The 20,312-nt window shown below is 48.7% G+C and carries 19 protein-coding genes; 6 read left to right on the forward strand and 13 right to left on the reverse strand.

The annotated features are described in order from the left end of the window. Nucleotides 1-105 precede the first annotated feature (105 nt). The 6 genes from truA to leuC form a co-directional block, all read right to left on the reverse strand. Nucleotides 106-942 carry a tRNA pseudouridine(38-40) synthase TruA gene (gene truA, locus JHL22_RS05255; RefSeq protein ID WP_234041121.1) on the reverse strand — a complete coding sequence of 279 codons (837 nt, stop codon included), beginning with the start codon at nt 940-942 and terminating at the stop codon, nt 106-108. A gap of 2 nt (nt 943-944) precedes the next feature. Continuing rightward, on the reverse strand, nt 945-1,145 hold the full coding sequence (locus tag JHL22_RS05260) for a hypothetical protein (protein ID WP_200234677.1): 201 nt from the start codon (nt 1,143-1,145) through the stop codon (nt 945-947). Between the two features lie 2 nt (nt 1,146-1,147). Beyond that, a complete protein-coding gene (gene asd / locus JHL22_RS05265) occupies nt 1,148-2,278 on the reverse strand; it encodes an aspartate-semialdehyde dehydrogenase (RefSeq protein ID WP_200234678.1) in 1,131 nt (376 codons plus the stop codon). Between the two features lie 127 nt (nt 2,279-2,405). Continuing rightward, complete coding sequence (gene leuB, locus JHL22_RS05270; protein WP_200234680.1) at nt 2,406-3,482, reverse strand: 3-isopropylmalate dehydrogenase; 1,077 nt, start codon at nt 3,480-3,482, stop codon at nt 2,406-2,408. 15 nt (nt 3,483-3,497) lie between these two features. Next, nucleotides 3,498-4,151, reverse strand: a complete 654-nt coding sequence (leuD, locus tag JHL22_RS05275) for a 3-isopropylmalate dehydratase small subunit (RefSeq protein ID WP_200234682.1) — start codon at nt 4,149-4,151, stop codon at nt 3,498-3,500. A 5-nt stretch (nt 4,152-4,156) separates the two neighbouring features. Next, nucleotides 4,157-5,560 (reverse strand): 3-isopropylmalate dehydratase large subunit, encoded by a 1,404-nt coding sequence (gene leuC / locus JHL22_RS05280; RefSeq protein WP_200234684.1) that lies wholly within the window; start codon nt 5,558-5,560, stop codon nt 4,157-4,159. A 372-nt stretch (nt 5,561-5,932) separates the two neighbouring features. On the opposite strand from leuC, the gene aptA reads away from it, so the two are divergent. Together aptA and fahA are read left to right on the forward strand one after the other, a co-directional pair. Continuing rightward, entirely contained in the window at nt 5,933-7,249 is a 1,317-nt protein-coding gene (aptA, locus tag JHL22_RS05285; RefSeq protein ID WP_503488463.1) for an omega-aminotransferase AptA, read from the forward strand. Between the two features lie 260 nt (nt 7,250-7,509). Next, complete coding sequence (gene fahA, locus JHL22_RS05290; RefSeq protein ID WP_200234686.1) at nt 7,510-8,829, forward strand: fumarylacetoacetase; 1,320 nt, start codon at nt 7,510-7,512, stop codon at nt 8,827-8,829. 79 nt (nt 8,830-8,908) lie between these two features. Here fahA and aroC read toward each other — a convergent pair whose 3' ends face one another. The 3 genes from aroC to JHL22_RS05305 are packed head-to-tail and all read right to left on the reverse strand — an operon-like array spanning nt 8,909 to nt 11,889. Continuing rightward, the gene (aroC, locus tag JHL22_RS05295) at nt 8,909-9,967 is read right to left on the reverse strand and encodes a chorismate synthase (protein ID WP_200234688.1); all 1,059 of its coding nucleotides are present in this window, start codon (nt 9,965-9,967) and stop codon (nt 8,909-8,911) included. Between the two features lie 55 nt (nt 9,968-10,022). Further along, the gene (locus tag JHL22_RS05300; RefSeq protein WP_200234690.1) at nt 10,023-11,507 is read right to left on the reverse strand and encodes a protein adenylyltransferase SelO; all 1,485 of its coding nucleotides are present in this window, start codon (nt 11,505-11,507) and stop codon (nt 10,023-10,025) included. Between the two features lies 1 nt (nt 11,508). Continuing rightward, a complete protein-coding gene (locus JHL22_RS05305; RefSeq protein WP_200234852.1) occupies nt 11,509-11,889 on the reverse strand; it encodes a DUF2069 domain-containing protein in 381 nt (126 codons plus the stop codon). 179 nt (nt 11,890-12,068) lie between these two features. Here JHL22_RS05305 and JHL22_RS05310 point away from each other — a divergent pair, with 179 nt between their 5' ends. Next, the gene (locus JHL22_RS05310; protein ID WP_234041122.1) at nt 12,069-13,382 is read left to right on the forward strand and encodes a YihY family inner membrane protein; all 1,314 of its coding nucleotides are present in this window, start codon (nt 12,069-12,071) and stop codon (nt 13,380-13,382) included. Between the two features lie 233 nt (nt 13,383-13,615). Then, nucleotides 13,616-14,071, forward strand: coding sequence for a CBS domain-containing protein (locus tag JHL22_RS05315; RefSeq protein ID WP_200234692.1), 456 nt, complete (start codon nt 13,616-13,618; stop codon nt 14,069-14,071). 211 nt (nt 14,072-14,282) lie between these two features. Here the strand turns inward: JHL22_RS05315 and JHL22_RS05320 are convergent, their stop codons facing one another. Then, nucleotides 14,283-15,353 (reverse strand): DUF6817 domain-containing protein, encoded by a 1,071-nt coding sequence (locus JHL22_RS05320; protein ID WP_200234695.1) that lies wholly within the window; start codon nt 15,351-15,353, stop codon nt 14,283-14,285. Nucleotides 15,354-15,610: 257 nt separating this feature from the next. Between JHL22_RS05320 and JHL22_RS05325 the strand changes: the two genes are divergently transcribed. Together JHL22_RS05325 and JHL22_RS05330 are read left to right on the forward strand one after the other, a co-directional pair. Then, nucleotides 15,611-16,408 carry a MetQ/NlpA family ABC transporter substrate-binding protein gene (locus tag JHL22_RS05325; protein WP_200234697.1) on the forward strand — a complete coding sequence of 266 codons (798 nt, stop codon included), beginning with the start codon at nt 15,611-15,613 and terminating at the stop codon, nt 16,406-16,408. A 246-nt stretch (nt 16,409-16,654) separates the two neighbouring features. Then, the gene (locus JHL22_RS05330; RefSeq protein WP_200234699.1) at nt 16,655-16,891 is read left to right on the forward strand and encodes a hypothetical protein; all 237 of its coding nucleotides are present in this window, start codon (nt 16,655-16,657) and stop codon (nt 16,889-16,891) included. 48 nt (nt 16,892-16,939) lie between these two features. Here JHL22_RS05330 and exaC read toward each other — a convergent pair whose 3' ends face one another. From exaC to JHL22_RS05345, 3 genes are all read right to left on the reverse strand, one after another. Next, a complete protein-coding gene (gene exaC, locus JHL22_RS05335; protein ID WP_200234701.1) occupies nt 16,940-18,463 on the reverse strand; it encodes an acetaldehyde dehydrogenase ExaC in 1,524 nt (507 codons plus the stop codon). 192 nt (nt 18,464-18,655) lie between these two features. Beyond that, the gene (locus JHL22_RS05340) at nt 18,656-19,507 is read right to left on the reverse strand and encodes a fumarylacetoacetate hydrolase family protein (protein ID WP_200234703.1); all 852 of its coding nucleotides are present in this window, start codon (nt 19,505-19,507) and stop codon (nt 18,656-18,658) included. A gap of 39 nt (nt 19,508-19,546) precedes the next feature. After that, the gene (locus JHL22_RS05345; protein WP_200234705.1) at nt 19,547-20,302 is read right to left on the reverse strand and encodes an IclR family transcriptional regulator; all 756 of its coding nucleotides are present in this window, start codon (nt 20,300-20,302) and stop codon (nt 19,547-19,549) included. Between the last annotated feature and the right edge of the window lie 10 nt (nt 20,303-20,312).

Raw genomic sequence — 20,312 nt, forward strand, 5'->3', positions numbered from 1 at the left:
CATTTTGTAAGCTGATATTAACCCCTGAAGCAATTTTAGTTTGACAAACCTGAATGACAAGGGATTTATTGATTTATGCAAACCGGCATCAATTTATTGTTTGCTTCAGGCCTGCAACAATGAATGTAAAGGGTGATTAATGTCGAACTGATTAAATGAGTCCAGCCCATATTCTTCGGGGTAATCAACCTGGGCCAGGTACAGGCCATCAGACATGAAAGTGGGGGCTGCAAATTTACGGTCTTTTTCCTGCAGTAACGATTTTACCCACTCGCTTGGGAAACGACCTTTGCCCACATACACCAGAGAACCAATAATATTGCGTACCATGTGATGCAAAAAAGCATTGGCTTTTAATGTAAAAACAATAAAAGTGCCCTGCTTTTCTATCTTCAATAATTCCATCGTTCTGACCGGACTGGCCGCCTGGCACTGTGATGAACGGAAACTGCTGAAGTCATGGGTACCCACCAGGTGTTCTGCGGCCTTGCACATGGCGTCAAGGTTTAACGGACGGAAGTCCCAGCCGGCCCGGCCTACCCAGTGGGGTGACATAATTCGCTCATTCCTGAGCACGTACACATAAGTTCTGGAGCGGGCAGAAAATCGCGCATTAAAATCCAGGGCCACTTCTTTAGCCCAACGCACCGTAATACTATCGGGTAACAGGGCATTAAGCCCCCTGACCCAGGACTCAGTGCGTCGTTCCGCCTGTGTGTCCAGGTGCACGACTTGAGAAAGTGCGTGCACCCCGGTATCGGTTCGTCCGGCACAAATAGTGGGGGTTACCTGTGTTGTGAATTGCCGCAAAGCCGCTTCAAGTTTATCCTGAACCGTTTTACCATTAGGCTGGGTTTGCCAGCCGTAATAGGGGGTACCGTTATAGGCAATACCCAAGACTATTCTTTTTAATGGCAATTCAGGAAGCAGGTCCATAGGCATGCTTATTTGCTTTCTGGAGAATCAAGATCAAGATTGATTTTCCCCAGTTTTGCCTTTAACTCATCATCGGACATCATCCGCGGTTGCTGTGCCGCCTTTTTTTTAAGAATCGCAATCGCTACCGCAGGTACGATGAGCATGACAAGACAAACCACAAGAATCAACACGGCTGTTTCATTGGCAAGCCAGGCGGGTAAATTCATGTTTACAGCTCACCAATGGCAATACGCAGCATGCGGCGCAAAGGTTCAGCGGCACCCCACAGCAATTGATCACCCACGGTAAAGGCGCTAAGATATTCAGGACCCATAGACATTTTACGCAAACGGCCAACCGGGATATCAAGTGTACCGGTAGTGGCGACCGGTGTCAGGCCTGCCATGGTGGCTTCCTTGTTGTTGGGAATGACCTTGGCCCAATCGGTACCCTGTTTTAAAATATCGGCAATTTCATCAAGCGGTACATCACGTTTGAGCTTGATGGTTAATGCCTGGCTATGGCAGCGCATGGCACCAATGCGAACACACAGGCCATCAATAGGCACGGGAGCCGTGCCAAATGCCTGCCCGCGACCAAGAATTTTATTGGTTTCGGCTTCGGCTTTCCATTCTTCACGGGACTGGCCGTTTTCAAGGTCTTTATCGATCCAGGGGATCAGGTTGCCGGCCAGGGTAATGCCAAAGTTTTCCTGTGGCAGCTTTTCGTCTTTTTGTGCAACTAACAATTGACGGTCAATTTCCAGAATGGCGGAAGCGGGATCGTCCAGCAAGGGTTTGACGGAATCGTTAAGCAAACCAAACTGGGTAATGAGTTCACGCATGTGCTTGGCACCACCACCGGAAGCGGCCTGGTAAGTCATGCTGGTCATCCAGTCGATAAGGTCATGCTTGAACAGGCCGGCCAACCCCATTAGCATGCAACTTACGGTGCAGTTGCCACCAACAAAGTTTTTAACACCCTTGCCAAGGGCGGCATCAACCACGGCACGATTAACCGGATCAAGCACAATAATCGCGTCGTCTTTCATGCGCAGTGTGCTGGCCGCATCAATCCAGATACCATCCCAACCTGCTGCGCGTAATTTTGGAAATACTTCTGTCGTGTAGTCTCCGCCCTGTGCCGTTACAATAATAGGCAGCTTTTTCAGCGCCTCTATATCGTAGGCGTTTTGCAATGGACCGGCGCCTTCCGCCCAGGCAGGTGCTGTACCCCCTGCATTACTGGTTGAGAAAAAGACGGGATTAATAAGGTTGAAGTCGCCCTCATCACGCATGCGTTGCATGAGAACAGAGCCGACCATCCCGCGCCAACCGACTAAACCGACAGATTGTGTCATTTTTTAACTCACAAAATTACTAATTATAAAAAATTCAGACAACAAAAGGGACACTGTCACGCGGGTAGATTCCTACCTTCGCAACAAGCCCCTCTTTACTGTTAAGTGCTTATATTACAACACTATATCAGCTTAATGCCTTTAATACAGCATCACCCATTTGAGAAGTTGAAACTTTTTCTGTTCCTTCTTCATAAATGTCGGCTGTACGCAACCCTTGCGCCAATACCTGGCGAACGGCCTCTTCAATTTTGTCAGCCGCAGCGGTTTCATTTAATGAATAACGCAACAACATGGCTGCCGACAAAATAGTGGCCAGTGGGTTGGCAATGTTTTTGCCGGCAATATCCGGTGCCGAACCATGGCTGGGCTCATACAGGCCCTGATTGGAAGCATTCAGGGAGGCCGAAGGTAACATGCCGATAGAACCCGTCAACATGGCCGCCTCATCAGACAGAATATCGCCAAACAGGTTACCGGTAACGATCACGTCAAACTCTTTAGGCGCGCGTACCAACTGCATGGCAGCGTTATCGACATACATATGGGACAAAGCGACATCAGGGTATTGCTTGGACACATCAATCATGATATCACGCCAGAACTGGGAGGTTTCCAGTACATTGGCCTTGTCAACACTACACAATTTCCCTTGACGCTTGCGGGCTGCTTCGAAGGCGATTTTAGCAATCCGGCGCACTTCGGTTTCTGCGTAGCGCATGGTATCAAAACCTTCCTGCTCGCCCTTGAAAGCACCATCTTCGGCGGTACGGACACCGCGGGGCGTACCGAAATAGATATCGCCGGTAAGCTCACGAACAATCAGGATATCCAGGCCGGAAACTACTTCGGGCTTAAGGGAAGAAGCATTGGCCAACTGCGGATACAGAATGGCCGGACGCAGGTTGGCAAACAGGCCCATGTTTTTACGCAAGCCAAGAATAGCCTGTTCAGGGCGATGCTCACGCGGCAAAGAGTCATATTTCCAGTCACCCACCGCACCGAACAGAATGGCATTGGAGCTTTTTGCCAGCGCTAGTGTAGAGGGTGGCAAAGGATGCCCTAATTGGTCGTAAGCCGCACCACCCACCGGGGCTTCTTCAAGCGAGATATCCAGCTTAAGTGCCGTTAAAACACGAGCGGCCTGATCGACAATTTCTTTTCCAATGCCATCACCTGGCAATACTGCAATTTTATAAGTCATGTAAATATCCTGTTATTAAACCAAGCCGGCATTGCCTTCAAGCCATGGATGGCGGGCCAGCCGTTCTGCTTCAAATGCCCTGATTTTGTCTGATTTTTGCAGGGTAAGACTAATATCGTCAAACCCGTTAAGCAGGCAGTATTTGCGGAACCCGTCAATCTGGAAAGACATTTCACGGCCATCAGGTGCAATCACAACCTGACGCTCAAGGTCGATACGCAGTTTATAGCCCGCAAAACCCTTGACCTCATCAAACAGGCGCGATACGTCCAGTTCAGACAGCACAATGGGCAACAAGCCATTCTTAAAGCTGTTGTTGAAGAAAATATCCGCAAAAGAAGGGGCGATAATGGCCTTGAAACCGTACTGGGTGAGCGCCCAGGGAGCGTGCTCCCGGCTTGAACCGCAACCAAAGTTTTTACGGGCAAGCAAAACTGAGGCACCTTTGTAGCGAGGCTGATTCAAGATGAAATCAGGGTTCAACGGACGCTTGCTGTTATCCATGCCCGGTTCGCCATGATCCAGATAGCGCAACTCGTCGAACAGGTTAGGACCAAAACCGGTCCGCTTGATGGATTTCAGAAACTGTTTGGGAATAATTAAATCTGTATCCACATTTTCGCGGTCCAAGGGGGCTACCAGGCCTTCATGTGTTGTAAAAGCTTCCATTTCAATTATCCTAATTTTCTGACATCAACAAAATGACCGGCAATTGCGGCAGCTGCAGCCATGGCAGGACTAACCAGATGAGTACGCCCCCCCTGTCCCTGACGGCCTTCAAAGTTCCGGTTTGAGGTTGAGGCGCAACGCTCGCCTGGCTCAAGACGATCGGCATTCATGGCTAGGCACATAGAGCAACCTGGCTCACGCCATTCGAAACCGGCTTCAATAAATATTTTATCCAGGCCTTCCTGTTCGGCCTGTTTCTTGACCAGACCGGAACCGGGCACCACCATGGCCTGGATGACATTTGACGCCACATGTTTACCACGGGCCACCTTGGCAGCAGCACGCAAGTCTTCGATGCGGGAGTTGGTACAGGAGCCGATGAAAACGCGGTCGATACGAATGTCCTCGATAGGCGTGTTGGGCTTTAAGCCCATATATTCAAGGGCACGCTCCATACCGCTGCGGCGAACATCATCTTTTTCCTTGTCAGGGTCAGGAATGCGGTCTTCGATGGAAAGCACCATTTCAGGTGACGTACCCCAGGTAACCTGCGGCTTGATGTCTTTGGCATTGATTTCTACAACCGTATCAAACATTGCACCTTGATCAGTGTGCAATGTTTTCCAGTATTTGACCGCTTCATCCCACAAGATGCCGGTTGGCGAATAAGGACGGCCACGGAAGTATTCAATTGTTTTTTCATCAACGGCCACCATGCCAGAACGGGCACCTGCCTCGATGGCCATATTGCACACGGTCATGCGGCCTTCAATGGACAGGGAGCGAATGGTGCTGCCGGCAAATTCGATGGCATGACCGGTACCACCAGCAGTTCCAATCACCCCAATAATATGCAATACCACGTCTTTCGCGGTACAGCCAAAAGGCAACTCACCTTCTACCTTGATGAGCATGTTTTTGTTCTTTTTCATCAGCAGAGTCTGGGTAGCCAAAACGTGCTCAACCTCAGAAGTACCAATACCAAAAGCCAGGGCACCCATGGCGCCGTGCGTGCTGGTATGCGAGTCACCACAGACAACCGTCATACCTGGCAGCGTTGCGCCCTGTTCAGGCCCAATCACGTGCACAATTCCCTGGCGCATGTCGTTCATGCGAAATTCTGTGATACCAAAGGTTTCACAGTTTTTATCCAGGGTATCAACCTGCAACCTTGAGACAGGATCGGCAATGCCCTCGGCCCTGTCCTGGGTAGGTACGTTATGATCCGCCACGGCCAGGTTGGCGCTTAAACGCCATGGTTTACGTCCGGCAAGGGTCAGGCCTTCAAAAGCCTGTGGACTGGTAACTTCATGCAACAACTGACGGTCTATATACAATAGACAGGTCCCGTCTTCTCCCTGGTCGACGACGTGGGCGTCCCAGAGTTTATCGTAAAGTGTTTGCGCCATTTTTTTCTCCGCACAACTAAATGAATAGTTTTGTTGGGTTGACAAAAACCTTTTTGCCAACAATGCAATAATTATCGCTGATTGCTCATGCTTAACAAGCCCATTATTTATACTAGTAGTAGTACTACTATAAAAACCAATCACTTGCCCAGGCTCGCAGCATTCAAACCTTCCAAACAACCATTATCTCACTTAAAACTGTTGCAAAACAATCACATAGCCCGTCCACATAGGTAAAACCCGCCTTTTTTTCTCTATTAATCACATGCCATAATGCAACGGTTAATTGCACATAATAAAAAATTTTTCATATCAGACATAAGCCCCCCCTAAATACGCCCTGAATAATTATGCACTTTTCGGAGTAAAGTCATGAGCCAGACACCCGACCTTTCCCATTTCTGGATGCCATTTACCGCCAACAAAAATTTCAAAGCCTCTCCTCGCCTGCTAAAAGCGGCCAAAGGCATGTACTACACCACCATCGATGATCGACAGGTACTGGATGGCTGCGCCGGTTTATGGTGTGTGAACGCTGGACATGGCCGTGATGAAATAACACAGGCGCTCATTGAACAACTGAATGTGCTGGATTACGCCCCCGGTTTCCAGATGGGGCACCCCGTCGCATTTGAAGCGGCCCGGGCTGTGGCCGAATTCATGCCAGACACCATTAACAAAATATTTTTTACCAATTCGGGATCAGAGGCTGTGGATACGGCCCTGAAAATCGCCCTGGCCTACCATCGGGCCAATGGTGAACCCACCCGCTCGCGGTTGATTGGCCGCGAGCGGGGTTACCATGGCGTGGGTTTCGGGGGAATCTCAGTGGGCGGCATCAGCTCCAACCGCAAAACCTTTTCCAATACCCTGCTGCCCCAGGTGGATCACTTGCCGCACACCCATGATCTTGAGCACAATGCCTATAGCAAGGGGCAACCGGCCTGGGGCGTACACCTTGCCGATGAACTTGAAAACATCATTGCCCTGCATGATGCATCAACCATTGCCGCCGTTATTGTAGAACCGATTGCCGGCTCTACAGGCGTCTTGATTCCCCCCAGGGGCTATCTGGAACGTTTGCGTGAAATTACCCAAAGACACGGTATTTTGCTTATTTTTGATGAAGTCATTACCGGTTTTGGCCGTTTAGGTACCGCAACTGCCAGTGAATACTTTGGCATTACCCCTGATATCCTTACCCTGGCCAAGGGACTGAGTAATGCAGCGGTTCCAGTTGGCGCTGTAGCGGTCCATGACCATATTTACAACACCATTGTCAATAACGCTGCGGGCGGCATAGAACTGTTTCATGGCTATACGTATTCCGGACACCCCCTGTCTGCAGCCGCCGTCAAAGCAACGCTGGCCATGTACAAAAACGAGCATATTTTTGAAAATGCCAAGGCATTAAGTGGGGTATTTGAACAAGCCGCGCACGGCTTAAAAGGTTTTCCTCATGTTGTAGATATCCGCAACCTTGGCCTGGTGGCGGGCATAGAGCTTAAATCCAGAGCCGGGGCTCCTGGCGCCCGTGCCGCAGAAGTCTTCCAGAAATGCTACGACCAAGGTGTGCTGTTGCGCTACACCGGCGATATTATCGCCATTTCTCCTCCGCTAATTATTAATCAGGAACAAATCAGACATATATTCAATGTGCTTGGCAATGTCCTGAAACAAGTGGATTAAGACATTAATCGGTAGCCAACAAATACAAAACCTGCAAGGCAAGATAAAACTTTTTCAGCCTCAGCCGGACTTGCCTCTGGCTGTTTTTTTGCTTATCCGGTAAAGTATCATCTGTTACGGTTTTATCCGTTACGCCAAACCGGGCAATAAAACGCAGTACCATACAGGAAAACCCTTGTTCGCTTTTTTCAAGGAGATCCCGTTACAATGGTTGCGTTTTCAACTATAATTTCAAACTCTTTTTTAAATTATTCAAACGCATGACAACACTAAACGAGACACATAACCCCCAACTGCAAAGCTGGGTAGATTCCGCCAACGTACCAGGTAACGGTTTTCCTATCCAAAACCTGCCTTTTGCTTCATTTCGCCAGGCCGGATCACAAGAATCATTCCGCCCAGGCGTTGCCATTGGCAACCAGATTGTTGACCTGGCCGCACTGGCAAACCTGAACCTGTTTGATGGCAAAGCCCAAGAGGCCCTGAATGCCTGCCGTGGCACCCACCTGAACGAACTCATGGCCCTGGGCCAGGAATACTGGTCTGCACTACGCCTGGCCCTGTCCCGCGCCCTGCAAAGCGGGTCTGACTTGCAAGCCAGCATCCAAGCACTACTGGTACCCCAGGCCAATGCCGAATACACGACTGCAGCAAAAATTGGCGACTACACCGATTTTTATATTTCCGTCCATCATGCTACTGCCGTCGGCAAACAGTTCCGCCCCGACAATCCTTTGTTGCCCAACTACAAATGGATTCCCATCGGCTATCATGGCCGCGCGTCAAGCATTGGCGTATCAGGCCAGCAGTTTCATCGTCCGGTTGGGCAATTGCGTCCAACCACTGAAGATGGCAAACCGGAATTAAGTCCTTGCAAACGCCTTGATTACGAACTGGAATTAGGTGTTTTCATTGGCAGCGGCAACCCGCTTGGCCATCGCGTCACAATAGAAGATGCCTCCAGACACATTTTTGGCCTGTGCATTTTGAATGACTGGTCTGCCCGTGATTTGCAAGCTTGGGAATACCAACCGCTTGGCCCATTCCTGGCCAAAAACTTTGCCAGCACGATTTCTCCATGGGTGGTTACCACAGAAGCCCTGCTACCCTTCAAGACTGCCTTCTCTCATCCGGCCGAAGACCCTCAGCCCCTTGAGTACTTAAGCTCTGAAGAAAACAGCCAGGCCGGTGCCTATGATCTTAAACTGGAGGTTTTGCTAAGCACCGAACAGTCGCGTAGTAGCAATCAGCAGCCGGCACACCTGGCCAGCAGTAATTTCAAGGACGCCTACTGGACCATTGCCCAAATGGTCACGCACCACACCGTCAATGGTTGCAATCTGCAACCCGGAGACTTGCTGGGTTCGGGCACACTGTCGGGTCCCAACCCCGAAGAAGCAGGTTCATTGCTTGAATTAAGCGAAGGCGGCAAAAAAACCATTGACTTGCCTTGGGGTGAAAAACGCACCTTCCTGGAAGATGGCGATGAAATCATTATCAAGGGTGTTTGCCAGAAAGAAGGCTATCCAGATATCAGCCTGGGCTCTGTTTCAGGAACCGTACTGAAAGCATTGTTCTAAGCGCTTTTCATTGCAGCAAAAAAAGGACGGTTGAGATACCGTCCTTTTTTATTGGCAGGAAATTGCCCACAACCGGCAATCAGCAGCGATAAGCCCGCTGCCTGAGTGCGTGATCAATCAGGATCAGCGCCAGCAAGGCTTCAGCAATCGGCGTTGCGCGAATACCCACGCAAGGATCGTGCCTGCCCAGGGTTTGCACCATAACCGGCTCGCCCGCCTTGTTAACCGATTGACGTTCGATGCGAATACTGGAGGTTGGCTTGATGGCCAGGGACACCGTAATGTCCTGTCCGGTGGAAATGCCCCCCAAGATGCCGCCTGCATGATTGCTTAAATAGCCATCAGGCGTCAATTCATCGCCATGTTCAGAGCCGCGTTGCGCCACGGACTCGAATCCGGCACCAACCGACACCCCCTTCACGGCGTTTAGACCCATCATGGCATGGGCAATATCGGCATCAAGACGGTCATAAATAGGTTCACCCCAGCCTGCAGGCAGGTTTTGGGCCACTACTTCTATACGCGCACCAATAGAATCGCCGTCCCTTCTCAATTCATCCATGTAATTTTCCAGTTCCGGAACCAGACTTTGGTTAGCCGAAAAAAACGGGTTATTGGCGACATGATCCCAGGAAATGAAGGGAATTTCGATAGGACCCAACTGGCTCATATAGCCACGGATAACAGTGCCAAACTCTTGTTTAAGCCATTTTTTGGCCACCGCACCGGCCGCCACCGTGGGCGCGGTTAAACGGGCCGAAGAACGACCGCCCCCCCGCGGATCGCGAATACCGTATTTTTTCCAGTAAGTGAGGTCTGCATGACCGGGACGGAATGTATCCGAAATGGCTGAATAATCTTTGCTGCGCTGGTCCTGGTTACGAATAAGTAAGCCAATGGGCGTTCCGGTGGTTTTACCTTCGTAAACACCAGACAGAATTTCCACCTGATCGGGCTCCTGACGTTGGGTCACGTGCCGTGAGGTCCCGGGCCTGCGCCTGTCCAGTTCTTGCTGGATATCTTCAGCTGACAGCGCCATGCCGGCCGGGCAGCCATCAATAACACAACCAATGGCCGGCCCGTGCGACTCGCCAAAATTGCTAACCGTAAAAATTTTTCCTAATGTATTACCTGACATTTTTCTCTTACCCAAATCGTTTTTATTTCTGCTGTTTATAGTTTATATATCTTGTTCAAGAAGAACAACTTACCGCAATCTCATTGGCCCACTCGGGTGGCAAGGCGGCAAATTGCGCCATGCCGGCCTGTTCCACAAACGGGTTTCTTAATACCGTTAACAAATTTTCCATAGTTACCGGATTTTTACGCTTGGCATCCCAAATAGCCCTTTCGGCCAGATAATTGCGCAAGACATACAAAGGGTTAACCGCGTTCATGCTATCCACCCGTTCCTGCTCGTTTCCTTCAAGACCGGCAATACGCGCTTTGTATTGCTGCAACCACTGCTGCGCAGCAGGCTGGTCTGAAAAAAGCGAAAGAAACCGAGAGTCGTCTTGCATGACTTCTGACAAATACCTGAAACTTAACGTAAAGTCTGCCTTTTGGGTATGCAGTATTTGCCACCATTGTTCAAGCAGTTGTTCATCACCTTCCTGCCATTGCACCAAACCCATTTTGCGTATCATCTTTTCGCGAAAAGCATCGGTAAAGACAGGCTCGTAGCGATCAAGGCATTGGATTAGCGCCTCTTGGGTAACCCCTAGCGATATAAAACAATTAGCCAAACGGTATAAATTCCACAAACCTGCGGATGCCTGTTGATTCCAGGCGTACCGGCCTTCGGTGTCGGAATGGTTGCAAATATGATTGGCCTGGAACCCGTCCATGAAGCCATACGGGCCGTAATCAATGGTTAAACCCAGAATGGACATGTTGTCTGTGTTCATGACGCCATGACAAAAACCCACACATTGCCAGTCGGCCATTAACAAAGCGGTACGCTTGATGACACTATCGAGGAATCCGCAAACCATTGCCGACAAATCGGCATCGCTTTGTGCCACCTTAACTTCATCGGCAAAAAAATGGCTAACCACATAATTGAGCAACTCGCGAAGCAGGTCTGGGCGGCGGTTAGCATACCAGTGCTCGAAAGAACCAAAACGGACAAAACTGGGTGCCACTCGCGTGACGATTGCCGCGGTTTCGGTGGTTTCCCGATAAACCGGATCATCAGACTGGGTAATGCATAAGGCCAGCGTGGTGGGTATACCCAGGCCAACCATGGCTGCACTGGCCAGATATTCGCGCACTGAAGAGCGTAAAACGGCTCGACCGTCTCCCATGCGGGAATAGGGGGTTAGCCCCGCTCCTTTTAACTGCAGCTCCCAGTCACAGGGGAAGCCGTTAACATCGTGCCCTGCCACGGCACCCAGCAAATGCGCCCTGCCATCACCCAGCTGCCCAGCCCAAACGCCAAACTGATGGCCACTATAAACAGCCGATAAAGTCACCCCGCCTGGCAACGGAGCATTACCGGACATGATTTGCAGGAACTCATTGCTTTCAGTTTGTGCTTGGTTAAGACCCAGCAAACCCGCAACATCGTTGTTAACATGCAGTAAGGATGGATTGTTCAGGCCACGCGGCTGCAACCGGGTATAAAACTCGGGTGACAGTTGGGCAAAACCATTACTAACCGACAATTGGGCAAACATTTTATTTACCCTGTTTCTTGGTGGCACGGGCCACTTTCTTGGCCGGGCGCACATATAAAACAGCGCTTACAAACACAAGCAATGAAAGCAGGGTTTCTGCCATACCCAAATACATTGAGGCGGAACTTAAGTCTGAATACCAACGCACGGTACCCTCCATAATGTAAAGCAGGACCAGCATGGAAGACCATTGCATGGTGTATAAATTACCTTTGTAAACACCATACAACGGAAAAATAAGGGGCAAGGCTTTCAGGACATAGATACTGCCCCCCGGCACCAGCGGATCAAGAACCAGCTCCCACAGCACACATAACAGCAATAAGGCCAACAGACTGGCAAAACAAATATAACGGTAGACCGGATTAAGCGATATGGTCATGGGCTGGTTGACAGAATAAACGGGGGTATCCTGGTCAGAAGAAAAAATTACAGGTGCAGGCACAAAAATACTCAATAATCATTTAACGTTAATTACTGTATTATAAGCGCAGCCTGGCTTAAAGCGCGGGGATAATCTTGTTATACTGCCCTTAAAATGGTTAATTCCCTTACTTTTTCATGAAAACAGAAGACAAACAAATCTATATGGACCAGGAAGAGCACCTGGAACAAAAGCAGGAAGCCCAAGAGGCACAAGAAGAACAAGAACAGCTTTCGCGGTTTAGCGGCAAATCCCGCCTGCTATTTTATAAAGATGCCTTTCTATACGCCTTATCCAGGCTAATGCGTGACAACCTCACGCAAGCAGCTTCCAGTCTTACTTTTACCACCGTATTGGCCATCGTTCCTTTGCTGGCGGTTGTCCTGTCCCTTTTCACCGCCTTCCCGCTGTTTACCGATTTCAAGGCCTCGCTTGACGCTTTTCTAACCAACAACCTGATGCCGCCCGCCATGTCAGAGAACATTATGGGCTATCTTAATACGTTTGCCCAACAGGCAAGCCGACTTACCGCTATTGGGGTTGGCTTCCTGATTGTGACATCTATCATGCTCATGATGACGATAGACGAAGCGCTGAACAAAATATGGCATATCAGGCGCCAGCGGCCAATTTCCCAGCGCATTCTGGTTTATTGGGCCATTCTGTCGTTAGGTCCCGTCATGCTGGGTGCCAGCCTGTGGGCCACCGCTTACCTGGCCCAGGAAAAATTCGGTCTGGTTGATGACTTGTCCCTGATTAGCAGCATCCTGGTTCCCATGATACCCATCCTGATGTCTGTTCTGGGATTTACCTTATTGTATTTTGTAGCGCCCAATCGCAAGATTGCCCTTAAAGACGCCTTAATTGGTGGCTCAACCACGGCTATTTTGCTGGAAATCATGAAAGTCGGCTTTACCTTTTACATAAGCCGTTTTCCTTCTTATACGCTTATTTATGGCGCATTCGCCACGATCCCTCTTTTTCTGTTATGGATCTACCTATCGTGGCTGGTTATCCTGTTTGGTGCCTCGGTAGCGGCCATAGCCCCCCAGATCCGGCTTGGCAGTTTTCATTACAATACCCTACCAGGCACCCGGTTTATGACTGCTATCCGTGTGTTGCGCCTGCTTCATGCTAACCGTGATGACAATCCACCCGGCAGAAGTAGTTCTTTTCTGGCTTCTTCACTAAAAATCAATCATGATGAATTGCCAGAAGTGCTCGCCCCCCTTCAGGCAATGGGATACATTGTTAACACAACCGGAAAAAGATCTGAACGATGGGCATTGGCCAGCAGTGAAAACGCCAGCCTAACCCCCTTGTCCAATTATTTTTTGTTTGACAATGAGGCCAATCCCCTGGATGACGAACCTGAAATTCGCCAGGCTATCCCGATGCTTCTCATGAATGATAATGCTGTCAAGCTTCGCGATATCATTAAAAAACAATAGCAAGCAAAACAACGCCGGCCGTCATTCTATAGGTATTAATACTGGGAAAACGGCCGCCACCCCGTCATCAACGGGCCATACATGAAAATTTAACTTTAAAAGACTCTTTGTATGGTGTACATTTCTATATATCAAATTTCATTTATTCAGTAAAAGCAGCCAGATCCGGTTAAGAAGTTTTGAACAGTACTTAAAATATAAAAATCCGGCTGGCAAGTATCAGGGAGAGCAATATGTTGAAAATCAGCGAAGTCTTGCGTGTTAAAGGCGATACGCTTTATACGGCCACACCAGACCAAACCGTTGCCCAGGCCATTGAAACCATGAGTGTTCATGATATTGGCTCTTTAGTCATTATGGAACAGGGGCAACTGGCCGGCATGCTTACCTTTCGGGAAATTATCCGCCACCTTAGCAACAACGACAATCAGGCAGGCAACACCACCATTCGCAAAATCATGGACGATGCACCGGTTAGTATTTCACCCAATACCAATGCCAATGAGGTACAGCGTTTAATGCTTGAGCACCACGCCAGGTATGTACCGGTTATGGATGGCCCGACCCTTATGGGCGTTATTTCATTTTACGATATGGCTCGCGCCATCCTTGAAGCTCAAAAATTTGAAAACACCATGCTCAAAGCCTATATTCGTGACTGGCCCTCTGGCACACCAGAAGAGGAATAAGTGTCATTGTTTTTTGGGCAATCTCTTCTGCGATTGCCCGTTACACAAAAAATGCACCCAATTAAAAGGGTGCATTTTTTGTATCTGGCGTTTAAGCACTTACCGTTTAAACCTTAGCTAACAAAAATCATCAGCCCGGCTTTCCCGTTGTCGTTTCGGGTTATTTAACCCAAGATGGCAAGTCTGAGATTCCAATGGCTAAGCTTTTAACTTATTCAACCAGACCCAAGCCATTCAAAGCGCCCAGGTTTTGCGGCCATTCACGCTTACGCGCATGTTGCAGCAAAATACGGGCCCAGGCAACCCAGGCTTCCCAGGCAATTCGTTTATCCCAGGCCAGCCCCCAGGATTGCAAGGCTTGCAGGCCGGCCAGCGCCTGTGTTTCAGCCGTTTCAAAGTCACCTTGTGTTAGGGCCAGTTGGGCCAGTAACAAACGCGGCTCACCCACATAAGGGTTATGATCTATAACTGATTCAACCATCAGCCTTGCTGTCATGTTTTCAGTCAGGGGATGCATACGGGTAATCACCTGCCAGTACAAGGCCGATGCCGCCGCTTCATCCTTTCGCTCAAGAACGCCCTGCCCCTGGTTAAAAGCCGAAGGAACCGGTATGCCGGTATCTGCCGGTAATGAATGCAATACATTAACCAGCCGCGACAGCATATGCAAAATATTGGCGGGTGGTTTTAATGGCCCGGGCCACATAGACGATACCCAATGCGGTGCCAGCTCCCGCTTTTGCTGGTAGGGATAACCGGAAAAAATCTCATCCTGCCAGCTATGCCACTGTTCACCAACGTCTGCCACAGTAAGCACAATAAAAGCCGCAACCTGGCGTGGTGTGAGGTGAGTGATTTCACCGTTATCATTGTCCAGGTCAAGACCCTCAGGGCCGATACCCTGCCCATTCAATACCGCCTGGACAAAACGGGTACGGGAAATAGCACAAAACAGGCTAACCCAGGATTCAGCCTCTTCACCAATCAGGCCACGCAAGGTTTCCCGTTCCTGCTCACGGTCAAACAGGGTCAGGTTAACGTATTCATTGCCATACACACTATGAAACAAACCCAGCATACGCACTTCCCGTGGCTGGTCCCACAAACTTAACGCACGATACACCCCCAACAGATGATGTTTGAAGGTACCCGCCTTGTGCCAATCTTCACTGGCATTACGGGCAAACAAAACCGCTAGCAATTGGGGTAAATCGGCATCAATCGCAGCATAATTGTCAGCTAGCAGATCGGGAACATAATGATGTAATTCGGGCAATGACATAAATTTTTCACTAATTTGGTTAAAACTGCCAAGTTGGCAATTGTATAGCTGATAATTTTAATCCAATATATATTCCCAATGGTTATATCCATATAATAAATAATTTCTTATGGCATTTATTCCTTCTGGTTATAATTGAAGGCCAAATAAAGCAAAAATCCCATAAAGATTTATCTGTCCATACTGATACCCCATCTGTTTTCCATTATTCACTTTCCAACAGAGACTTATAAAAAATGAACATTTTTCACTCAATCATGAAGTTGAAAAAAACACTGGTTTGCGCGACATTATCACTGGGCCTGGTTTCTTCTCCAATGGCCATTGCCCAGGAAGAACCACTGAAAATAGGCGTAACGGTTGGTCCACACGCCCAAATAGGTGAAGTCGCACGCCAGGTTGCCGAAAAACAGGGCTTGTCGGTCAAATTGATTGAATTCAGTGACTTCATCCAGCCTAATGCCGCCCTGGACACTAAAGATATTGATCTTAATATCTACCAGCACCGCCCATTCATGAATGCCCAGAACAGCACCCGAGGTTATAAACTGGTGCCGGTGGCCGATGCGGTGGTGCAACTCATGGGTATTTATTCCAGCCGTTACAAAAACCTGGAAGACCTGCCTTCAGGCGCCACGATTGCCATTCCCAATGATCCCAGTAATGGGGCCCGTGCCCTGTTGGTATTGGAAGCGGCCAAGCTGATTAAAATCAAGGATGGCGTCACCTCTACCGCATCGCTGTTTGATATTGTAGAGAACCCCAAAAAACTTAAATTCATTGAAATTGAAGCCGCACAATTGCCCCATTCTTTAAAAGATGTGGATGCCGCGGCAGTTAACTCGGCCTATGCCATTCCTGCCGGCCTTGACCCTGCCAAAGACACATTGGTCCTTGAAGATGAAAAAGCCGATTTCGCCGTCGTGGTCATTGCCGCCCGCGAAGATAACAAAGATGACCCCCGGGTTGCCCGGTTTATCAAGGCTTACCAATCTGATGAAGTTAAAGCATTTGTTGAAAAAACATTTCCCGGCGCCTACTTTACTGCCTGGTAATACAGGGTAGGAATCTGCTTGTATTAAATTAAAAAGCACGAATAGTTTCGTGCTTTTTTCTGCTCGTTCAATCTGCGCAGGAATGCAAACTCACCCACGTAAGCGTTCAGGGCATAAGAGCGAGGAAGCAACCCAAAAAAACATGCTAATAACAATAAAGATATATATAAATTAAGAATTGGTATTTAGTAACTTTAGCCAGACACCTTACACTGGTAACAAGATAACCAATAAAACAGATCAGGTATGAAAACTATTCATAAACTGCAAATACTGGCTGGCATACTTTTCTTTGCCCTTCTGGTCATGAGCTTTTCTGTTGCCGAGATTGCTTCTACCCTGAATCAGGACACTGCCCTGACAGCCAAACAAATCCTTTTATTAGTGGTACATGGTATCTGGATTACCATCTGGTCCTTATGCATTCTTTTCACATTTCGGCTAACCTTAAAAAAAACCCCTGCTTTGGCAGGGGAGCAATAAACTATTATTGTTTTTTCTAGTTAATTTCTTTATTTAACCATATAAAAACTAGAAGAAACCCAAGGCATTCGGACTGTAGCTAACCAGCAAACATTTGGTTTGCTGGTAATTGGACAAGGCCATTTTATGGGTTTCCCGTCCAATGCCCGATTGCTTGTAGCCGCCAAATGCCGCATGTGCCGGATACAGGTGATAGCAGTTTGTCCATACCCTGCCGGCTTCTATACCCCTTCCCATCCGGTAGGCTCGTGATCCGTCACGTGACCATACACCAGCACCCAGGCCATAATAACTGTCATTGGCAATCGCAAGCGCTTCTTCTTCATCTTTAAAGGTGGTTACCGACGCCACCGGCCCGAAAATTTCCTCCTGGAAAATACGCATGTCGTTTTTGCCCAGCAACATAGTGGGATTAATATAGTAACCATCTTCAAGCTTGCCCGGACGATGACGGTCACCGCCCGTGAGGCAAACCGCCCCCTCTTCCCTTCCGATATCAATATAAGACATGATTTTGTCCATTTGCATCTGCGATGCCTGCGCCCCCACCATGGTGGCTGAATCAAGCGGATTACCGGTCTTGATAGACTGAACACGCTTGATGGCTTTTTCAATAAAAGCCTCGTAAATGGATTCCTGAATCAGGATTCGGGATGGGCAAGTGCATACTTCACCCTGGTTAAGCGAGAACATGGCCAAGCCTTCCAGTGCCTTGTCAAGAAAAGCATCTGGTTGGTCCATCACATCGGCAAAGAAAATATTCGGGCTTTTGCCACCCAGTTCAACCGTGGAAGGAATCAGGTTTTCGGCGGCCGCATGCAAAATATGCTTACCGGTTGCGGTTGAACCGGTAAACGCAATTTTTGCAATGCGTTTATTGCTTGCCAGGGCATTGCCGGCTTCTTTGCCAAAACCGTTAATCACATTAATCACGCCGGGCGGGAAGATATCTGCCGTCAACTCCATTAACACCAGAATTGATGCCGGTGTCTGCTCGGCTGGTTTTAATACCACACAACAACCCGCCGCCAAGGCCGGCGCCAGTTTCCAGATAGCCATCAGGATGGGGAAGTTCCAGGGAATGATCTGGCCAACCACCCCTAACGGCTCATGAAAATGATAGGCAACGGTTGTTTCATCAATTTCTGAAATACCGCCTTCCTGGGCACGGATACAACCAGCAAAATAACGCAAGTGATCAATCGCCAGGGGCAAATCAGCCGCCATGGTTTCACGAATAGGTTTGCCATTATCAATGGTTTCGGCCACCGCCAGCAACTGCAGGTTCTGTTCCATACGGTCTGCCATGCGCAGTAGCAAATTAGAACGCTCCATAACCGATGTTTTACCCCAGGCGTGCCGGGCAGCATGAGCCTTGTCGAGTGCCAGCTCAACGTCCTGGGCTCCCGAACGGGCTACCTGACAAAATGGTTTTCCGGTAATAGGGGAAATATTTTCAAAATATTCACCTGAAACCGGGGGTACCCATTGGCCGCCTATGAAGTTGTCATACTTTTTTTTATAAGGATAAGTTACATCCAGGCCAAATTGCTTTAATTCTGAAAGATCCATGTCATTTCCTTGGTGATATTAAGGTTTGTTTTCTTCTTATACCAAGTATCTTACAAGGTTTTTCATAACAATCAAGAAGTGAAAACACCAAGAAAAACAGCCTGAAAGCAGATTACATTCTTGCTTTCAAGCTGTGTTTAAGTTCAGGCAATGGTATTTTATGTTCTTACAAAAGCCTTTTATTGAATGCGCTTATTCTGTGCTGATGGTATTGCGCAGTACACCCACGGCATCCACTTCAATTTCCACAATGTCGCCCTCTTTCATGAAAACAGGCGGATTGCGTTTGGCACCCACACCACCGGGCGTACCGGTCACAATCACATCACCGGCATTCAACGGCAGGAATGAAGAAATATAGGCAATCTGCCTTGGAATACTGTGAATTAACAATTCAGTAGTGGTACGCTGCATCTCCTGACCATTCAAACGGGTCACCAGGGTTAATTCCTGACCAGGCTTGATTTCGTCTGAGGTCACCAGCCAGGGGCCAAAACCACCGGTTTTCCAGAAGTTTTTGCCGGGACCCCATTGTGAAGTAGCCGTTTGCCAGTCACGGATACTGCCATCGTTATAGCAGGCATAACCGGCAATATGATCCCAGGCCTCTTCTTCTGATATGCGCCGCCCACCTTTGCCAATCACAATCGCAATTTCACCCTCGTAATCCAGCTTGACAGATTCTGGCGGCAAGACAATGCTGTCATTATGTGCCACCTGGGATTCAGCCACGCGCAAAAATATGGTGGGCGATTCAGTCACTTCACGATTGGTTTCCTTGACGTGGTCGGCATAATTCAGGCCAATGCAAAAAATTTTGCCTGGCTCGGGAATCACGGGTAGCAACTCCAGCGCATCATAATCCAGCGTTGCCAGATTGTTTTCAAGCGCCTCGTGGACCGGTGCAAGATCATTATTACCCAGCAGGCTGGCCAGATCCGCAAATCGGTCTCCCAGCAAAGGGCCCAGATCCAGGACTTTTTTATCGTTGGTAACCACACCATAGGTATTTTTACCATTCAAAACAAAACTGATTAACTTCATCTCTCTTCCTTCTTCCAAATTTCATATTATTGAAAACAATTAAACCAAACTTTGTGAAATACTTCGGATAGCGACTTCAAGCAGCTGTTTCATTTTTTGAGCATCAACCACCTCGAAACGCGATAACTCTGCCACTAGTGACAGGGCTCCCCACACCCCTGGCTGTCCCACCTTTTCAATGGGTACCGACAAGGCACCCAAATGAGACTCCAGCTCACCGGCAGAATAATAAAACCCCTGTTTTTTAATCTGCTGATAATAGGCCCTGAAGCTACTCCAATCTTCCGGTACACCTGATTTTTTCAGCTCATGGGCATGCCCGTCATAAATTTTACGCAACTGCCGGGGGGGCAAATGGGCCAGAATCACTTTTGGAGCTCCTCCCTGAAATAAAGGGCGTGGCATGCCCCTGCCATAACTGAGAAAAGTTTTACCATCACTTTTTTCATGATGGGAATCCAGCACCCGATCACCATAAAATGCGGACAGGACACACGCAAACCCGGTTTTAGCCACCAGTTCCTGCATGTGCGGGACACTGGCGCGCAAAACCGGATCAGACTGCCGCACGTAATAATCCATAACCAGGATGCGGGGACCAAAGGTATAACAAGACTCTGACTGATGAGTAAGCCAACCCGATTCCACCAGCATTTTCATATAGCGATAACAGGTTGGAATGGACACCTCCAGTTTCTGGGCGATATCCTCGACACTCCATATGGGCGTGTCTTCGGTAAAGAAATCCAGCACCATTAACATACGGGCCAGGCTGGAAGGGGATTTTTCACTCATCATAAAACCT

Origin of the sequence: Advenella mandrilli, from assembly GCF_016595155.1 — a bacterium.
In the GTDB taxonomy this organism is placed as follows: domain Bacteria; phylum Pseudomonadota; class Gammaproteobacteria; order Burkholderiales; family Burkholderiaceae_B; genus Advenella; species Advenella mandrilli.